Annotated in this window: 7 protein-coding genes and 2 pseudogenes; 4 read left to right on the top strand and 5 right to left on the bottom strand. The window is 65.2% G+C overall.

All coding sequences use genetic code 11. The features are described from left to right. Positions 1-77: 77 nt before the first annotated feature. Positions 78-1,646, bottom strand: a pseudogene (locus GJ632_RS17785) (type II/IV secretion system ATPase subunit); the annotation flags it as partial. 461 nt (positions 1,647-2,107) lie between these two features. Here GJ632_RS17785 and GJ632_RS25555 point away from each other — a divergent pair. Next, positions 2,108-2,839, top strand: a pseudogene (locus GJ632_RS25555) (S8 family serine peptidase); the annotation flags it as partial. 64 nt (positions 2,840-2,903) lie between these two features. Here GJ632_RS25555 and tnpA read toward each other — a convergent pair. After that, positions 2,904-3,302, bottom strand: coding sequence for an IS200/IS605 family transposase (gene tnpA, locus GJ632_RS17775; RefSeq protein ID WP_191453649.1), 399 nt, complete (start codon positions 3,300-3,302; stop codon positions 2,904-2,906). Between the two features lie 53 nt (positions 3,303-3,355). On the opposite strand from tnpA, the gene GJ632_RS17770 reads away from it, so the two are divergent. The 3 genes from GJ632_RS17770 (at position 3,356) to GJ632_RS17760 (ending at position 5,590) form a co-directional block, all read left to right on the top strand. After that, positions 3,356-3,511, top strand: a complete 156-nt coding sequence (locus tag GJ632_RS17770; protein ID WP_084777756.1) for a DUF2080 family transposase-associated protein — start codon at positions 3,356-3,358, stop codon at positions 3,509-3,511. Then, on the top strand, positions 3,508-4,782 hold the full coding sequence (locus tag GJ632_RS17765) for an RNA-guided endonuclease TnpB family protein (RefSeq protein WP_191453648.1): 1,275 nt from the start codon (positions 3,508-3,510) through the stop codon (positions 4,780-4,782). Before GJ632_RS17770 ends, GJ632_RS17765 begins: the two co-directional genes overlap by 4 nt. A 250-nt stretch (positions 4,783-5,032) precedes the next feature. Continuing rightward, entirely contained in the window at positions 5,033-5,590 is a 558-nt protein-coding gene (locus tag GJ632_RS17760; RefSeq protein ID WP_197428068.1) for a hypothetical protein, read from the top strand. 144 nt (positions 5,591-5,734) lie between these two features. Here the strand turns inward: GJ632_RS17760 and GJ632_RS17755 are convergent, their stop codons facing one another. From GJ632_RS17755 to GJ632_RS17745, 3 genes are all read right to left on the bottom strand, one after another. Beyond that, positions 5,735-6,088, bottom strand: a complete 354-nt coding sequence (locus GJ632_RS17755) for a YrdB family protein (protein ID WP_089805008.1) — start codon at positions 6,086-6,088, stop codon at positions 5,735-5,737. A gap of 101 nt (positions 6,089-6,189) precedes the next feature. Further along, complete coding sequence (locus GJ632_RS17750; protein WP_191453646.1) at positions 6,190-6,369, bottom strand: hypothetical protein; 180 nt, start codon at positions 6,367-6,369, stop codon at positions 6,190-6,192. A 73-nt stretch (positions 6,370-6,442) separates the two neighbouring features. Further along, positions 6,443-6,788, bottom strand: a 346-nt coding sequence (locus GJ632_RS17745) for an MATE family efflux transporter (RefSeq protein WP_255473597.1), incomplete at its 5' end; no start/stop codon positions are given.

Raw genomic sequence — 6,788 nt, 5'->3', positions numbered from 1 at the left:
GGGTGACCCAGTAGGCTGGCATACTGTGCGGGTGGAGGCTCGGGCGAGAGCTCGCGTGGACCGCTCAGTAACGAAATCCTGGTCACAGTAGCAGCGAGAGTCGGGTGCGAACCCGGTAGGCGCACCTCCGCGTGACCTTCGTCGATGCTGACCGGGCGGTGGTCGTACGGGATGAACGGCATGTGCGCGTTCATCAGCGTCCGTCTTCCCCACGCCCGTCGGCCCGGAGAACAGGACGACGCGGTGGTGTTCGTACAACATCCACAGCAGGGCGACCAGCTCTATCGGGAGGGCGTCGAGGCGGACGAGGTCCACGGGCGTCATCGGCTCCGCGGACTGCTTGCGGATGGAGACGTGCGGGCCGCCCTCGGAGATGACCGGCAGGGCGACGGCGCAGCGAATCGTCTCGTCGACGCCCTCGGGCCGGAGGTTCACCTTCGCCGACGGCCGGGAGGCGTTCAACTCCACACCGTCGGCGGCGGCCAACTGGGTGACGACGTTGACGAAACTCGTCTCGTCGTCGAACGCGAGGTTCGTCGGGACCCGGCCGCCGCCGATGGCGTCGTCGTCGGCGACGCCCGCACGCGGGATGACCTTCACGCGTTCGCCGACGCGGTTGGCCTCGATGTCCTCCAAGTTGGGGTCGCGGATGGGGACGGTGAGGACGCCCTCACCCACGTAGTCGCGGAGGACGTAGTAGACCAGGTCGTCCAGTCGGTCCTCGGCGAACCGGCGGTCGACGGGCGGGAGGGCCAGACCGTACTCGGCGAGGGCCGTTCGCACGCGGAACCGGGTGGCTTCGACCCACGCGCGGGTGTTCCGGGCCGTCAGGCGACGCGAGAGGAACTGCCGGGCGCGTTCGCGGACGAACGCGGCCCGGTCCTCCACGAGTTCGCCCGCGTTGGCCTCCCAGATGCGCTCTTTGCACTCGGCGATGAGCGCCTCGTCGCCCGGCAGCAGGTCGGGTTCGAGGACGGCGTACTTGGTGGTGAACCGGTCGTCGCCGAGGAGGTGGTCGCGGTGCAGGACCACGTCCACGTCGAACCCGCCGAACGGGACGGTGTAGTGCCGCAGTCGCTCGCCCGCGACCCGGTCGGCGAACTCGGCGTCCGTCCGGTACGCCGTCGCCGCGGGCGCGTAGTTCTCCGTGTGGACGACGAGCGTTCCGTCCTCGCCCTCGCGGCCCACGTCCACCACGTCGATGTGGTCGTCCAGCGCCAACGGCGTCACCTCGCCGAGCAGTCGCAACTCGCGGAGCGCGTAGTACTCGACGCGACGCCGGGCCGCGGGCGACACGTCGAGCAAACGGTCGAACACGCGGCGGTACTTCGGCGGCACGCCCTCGGCGGCGCGTTCGGCGGTCCCCTGCCTCGTCAGCGGTCGGCGGCGGTTCACGACCGAGAAGTGGTCTCTGACCCGCGCTAAGGCCGCCTCCTCCCGCGGGCCGAGGCCCGGTTCGTCCACCTCGTAGCGGAAGCCGACGCCGTCGTCGTCGCGGACGGTGGCGACGCGCCCGGGACGACTTCGTACTGCGCGCGGACGTCCGGGGCGTACCACGCGCTCCCGTCGTCCGGCGGAAGCGGCGACGGAACCGCCTCGACGACGCCCGCCGTCCCCGCGCCGCCGCCCCGCACTCGACCGCTCATCGTCCGTCACCGACGAACACGTCACACAGCATTGGGACTGCGTTGCCCGGTTCCCGTATTTAATATTTGAGAATCAGGGAATCCGCACGTTCGTCGGCTGCCGGTCCGACAGACCGTAGCTAGATTCGCTCTTCACCGTTTCTACTCCCCTCTCCGCTCGGAATAGAAATAACTCCGCGCAGTAATCAAATCCGGGCGACAGCAAGAGTATCAATACTGGTATTCTGAATCCCACAGTCGACGCTCGATTCGGTCCGGACGAGTCGAACGACGGCACCGGTCGGACGGACGAAAATCGTCGTCTCCGACGAGGCTGACTCGCGCCGGAGACTCCACGTCGTCGGTACCGTCTCGACTTCTGACCAGTCGCTCGGCCTGTGTTAAATACAAGCTCCGAAAACGTAATTATTTGGCAATATTTGCCAAGACTTTACTAGGTCGACCGAGCATAGCAGTCCGCCATGCCTTCACTTAGCAGACGTGCGCTCCTGAAGGGAGTCGCGGGAAGCACAGTCGCCCTCGGTGCGATGGGTACCGCCAGCGCCGACGACGACCGAGACCAGTTCGTCGTGACGGCCGGCGGCAACGGCGTCCGGCGGAGACTCGAACGCGCGGGCGGGGAAGTCGTCGCCTCCATCGCGGACGACTCGGTCCACCTCGTCCTCGCGGAGTCGCAGTCCGAACTCGAAGGCGTCGGCGGCGTGCAGTCCGTCGAACCGAACGAGGGCTATCGACTGCTCGGCCCGGCGGAGACAGGGACGACGGCGTCGACGGACGACGCCCTCGCCGACATGCAGTGGGACAAACACGACGACACGACCGGCGCGTTCGAGGCGCACGACGCCGCGACGGGGGCCGGCAGACAGGTCGCCATCATCGACACCGGCATCGAAGACGATCACCCCGACGTGAACGCGACGATGTCCGCGGGGAAACTGTTCCGCTCGGACGGCGCGTCGAGTTCGGACGGCAGTCCCACCGTCCCCGGCGCCAAGAAAGTCGAGGTCCGCCTGCCTCCGTCGGGCGACACCATCGCGCCGTACACCTACCTCGGCGAACCGCAGACGGAGATGCGACGGGCCGCGGACGACGTGGACTCGCACGGCACCCACTGCGCCGGTATCGCGACGGGGAGCAACGCCGGTACGACCGGAATCGCCGGAATGGCGCCGGACGCGAAGGCCGTCCCGCTTCGGGTGTCTCCAGAGAAAACAAAGCGAGTGCCTCGGGGCTTGACCCCGAGGGTGAAGCCGACACTTAGACGTGTTCTGTCCGCTCGATGTACCGCTCAATCGTTTCTGTTGAGACTGTTCCTGCCGTTCCGATGTAGTACGACTGTTCCCAGAATCCACCACCCCACAGATACTCCTCCAAGAACGACTCGTGCTGGTCCCACATCTCCCGCGCCGTGATGCTCTTGACAGTTCGTGCGATCTCGCTCGGGGCGTGCTTCGGATGGGCTGACACGAACAGGTGTACGTGGTCGGGTGAGATGTGGAGCGACAGTATCTCGTAATCGTACTCGTCGCACACGTTGCGAAAACTCGCTTCCAGCGAATCCTCGATGGGTTCGAGAATCGAGTGGCGGTATTTCGGACACCACAAGAAGTGGTAGTTGGCGTTGTACACCGTGTGATTCGACCGCTTCTCGCCCATATCGAACCCACTCCACCAACACAATTAAGTATATCCAAAATATATACATAGGTGTGGTGAATCGCTTCGAAATCGACGGCGAGGAAGTTCTCGACGGTGAGGTCAAACCGTTCGGGAACAGTGCCCACGTCACCGTTCCTAAACGCTGGCGTGGGGCCGACGTGAAAGTCGTCCGAACCTCAGAACCCGCCAAACAAGACGAAGAATGACAGGCTCACAGGCTCTCGTCAAGACTCTGGACTTCCAACTCAACATCCAGAGTGGCAACAAGAGCCTGTTGTACGACGCCACGCTCGAAGCCCGACGAGTGTACAACGAAACCATCCTTCTCGCCAAAGAAGGTGTGGACTGGAATACGATTCCCGACCGCGTGGCAGACGACGCCAACCTTGTGAAGAACACGACTCAGCGCGTTGTCGCCAAGGCTCTCGGAGCGATGGAGAACTACTACGAGTACGACGACTTCGGGCTTCCGAGCCACACCAAAGACGGTGCGTACCCGCTTCGTGCGAACTACGAGGAGGGGTACAATTTGTCGCTCATCGACGATGGCAACGTGGCGTTCCGAATCAGCGCGAAACCGTACAACCACGTCAAGGGCGTCCTCGAAGGGAGTGACGCTCACCTCGATATTCTCAAGATCGCACTCGAAAGTGACGAGTGGAAGATTGGGACGGCGGAGGCCCTGTTCCACAACGACACTTCTGAGTTGCACGTTAACGTCACCAACACCGAACAAACAGTTCGGGACAAGCAGGACTCACGGACGGTTGTCGGCGTGGACGTGAATGAGGACAACGTGGCTCTCACCGGACTCTCCGAGGATGGCGTTGAGGACTCGTTGGTCATCGACTTCCCCGAAATCAAGTTCGAGCGCCACCGCTACTTCACGATGCGGAAGCGCGTGCAGAACGCCGGGAAAGACAGCATCCACGACACGTTGGAAGGGCGCGAAGAACGGTTTGTCCGCGACCGACTCCACAAGGTATCTCGGCACATCGTGGAGTGGAGCCAACAGTTCGAGAAGCCGTGCATCGCCTTTGAAGACCTCAAAGAGATGCGCGACAGTATCGACTACGGCACGCGAATGAACCGACGCTTGCACCACCTCCCGTTCCGTGCCCTACAGTTCTATACGTCTTACAAGGCGTCGTTCGAGGGCATCCCGACCTCGTGGATTGACCCTGCGTACACGAGCCAGCGGTGTCCGATGTGTGGACATACGGAACGTGCGAACCGTCACAAAAAGCGGTTCAAATGCAAAGACTGTGGTCATCAAGACCACAGCGACCGTGGTGCAAGCGTTAACATCGCCGTGAAAGGCGTGAAGAAACTCGATTGGAATGTGCCTGCTCTCAACAGCCTTCCCGTTGTTCGGAAGGTGCGACGGCAGGCATCGGGGGCTGTGGACGCCCCGACCGTGACCCATCCGACCGTTCGAGGCTATCAGGCCGATGGTCGGATGGGAGTGTCCGACTAATCCACGGGAAGCCTCGGGGCTTGACCCCGAGGCGGTTCACGCGCCCGACGCAGTCGCGGAGGCCGAGCGCTCCTCGAAGTAGCCCCGCCCCTCGGCCGTGAGAGTCGTCCCTCCGCCGTCTGCGCTCGGCCGCCTCGGCCCCGCCGTGACCCTCCGAGGGACGCGCCCTCTAGATACCTAGACCGCCTCCGCTTCGACGCGCCGGAGTATCGAGCGACTGGTTCCACCACGTGCGTTCCCGTCCATCCAGATGCGGTTGGAGGAACGACCGATGTTCGACCACGACACAGACGAGACGGTTTCGAGGCGCAGCGTGCTCAGAACGATCGGCGGTATCGCCGCCGGAACGACGATGCTGACGACGGCCGGCCGCGGGAGCGCCGAGACGGAGGAGGGACTCCGGATGGAGGTCCGCGAGCGGACCGCGGAGTACCTCGCCGTCGAGGTGTCGTTCCCGGACGACACCTTCTCGGGCGACGAGGAGTTCCCGGACGACACGTTCGGCGAGGAGGCGTTCCCGGACGACGTCTTCCTCGGCCACGCCGACCAGTTCGTGGTCCGCGAGGGTGGCGAGTGGGTGTCGCTCCCCGAGGAGACGGACCGACTCGCGCGTCCCGCCCACGCCGAGCGGATCAACGAACGGGGCGAGTGGCCGAAACGGTACGCGATGTACTTCACCGCCGCCAGCGTCGACGAGTTCCCGGAGGCGGACGGGGAGCACCGACTCGGACTCGGCGCGTTCGCAGAGCGGACCATCCCCGGCACCGAGTGGGACACCGCCGTCTGTCCCGGCCATCGGGACTACTAAATTCGTCGGGACTCGACCCGAACCCCCGTCGACGCTCCGTCGAAGCCCTCCGGAGCGAACCCGTCCGTCGCCGCCTTCCGACGACCCGTCACAGATCACCGCCTTCCGACGACCCGTCACAGATCACCGCCTTCCGACGACCCGTCACAGGTCGCCGTTCGCGTACACCCACACGCTGTTGACGAGTGCGACGGCCCCGTACGCGACGCCGAGCGTCGGAAACCCGGAGACGACGAGGGCGGCCGCCGCCGCGGCGAACACCCCGAGTCCGACGCCGAGTCGAGCGACCGGCGCGAGCGTGAACCGGGCCTTCGGCGCGACGAACAGTCCCCAGACGACGGCCGCGAGGAGAGGCGCGCCGAGCCCCAGACCCACCTGCGCGGGCAGACCGTCACCGGTTCGGACTCCCCAGTACGCGAGGGCGGCCAACGCCCCCATCTCCAGTCCGAACCGGACGCCCAGATTCACCCATCGTACGGCCGCGGACTCGCCAGCCATCGCTCGACCGTGGGCCGCCAGAGCGATGAATCTACGGGCGGTCCGTCTCGGCTCTCACGTCCGATGGACCGCTCCCGCGCCCGGTGAACCCCACGTCCCGCTTACGCACTCGCCTCGTGAACGTACTGTTCGAGCGGTACGAACGCCGTCGAACCGCAGGCCGCGCACTCGTCCGGCGCCTCGAAGTGGTGGGTGTCGCCGTCGTTCGACACCGTCCCGGCGTAGATGGCGTGACAGCCGGTACAGACGTACTCCTCGGGGAGGTCTGGTGTGTGCGACATGAGTGAACGTGGGACATACATCTACTTGTCACTTTTTCTGGGAAACGGGAGACTCTGGCGCGCTGACCGGCGCTCAGTCGGCGACGGACGGCGCGTCCTCGTCGTCCTGTCGAGCGTCGTCGGACGCGTCTTCGTCGGCGCTCCCGACGACGGCGGAGCGCCAATCGCCGCGGAGGAACCACAGACAGCCGACGGCGAACGTGACGACGCCCGACAGCGACAGCGCCCACCAGAGCCCGGTGACGCCCCACGAGAGCGCGTACGCGAGGACGAACGCCGCCGGGAAGCGGACGACCCACCGCGAAATCAGCGACAGCGCCATCGAGATGCGGGTCCGACCCGCGCCGCGGAACGCGCCCTGAATCACCATCAGTCCGCCGAGGAACGCCCAGAACGGGGCGACTATCGTGAGCATCTCG

The sequence above is a fragment of the Halogeometricum sp. CBA1124 genome, assembly GCF_009741955.1.
In the GTDB taxonomy this organism is placed as follows: Archaea; Halobacteriota; Halobacteria; order Halobacteriales; family Haloferacaceae; genus Halogeometricum; species Halogeometricum rufum.
The sequence above is the reverse complement of the archived record's forward strand: the minus strand, read 5'-3'. Positions and strand labels throughout refer to the sequence as shown.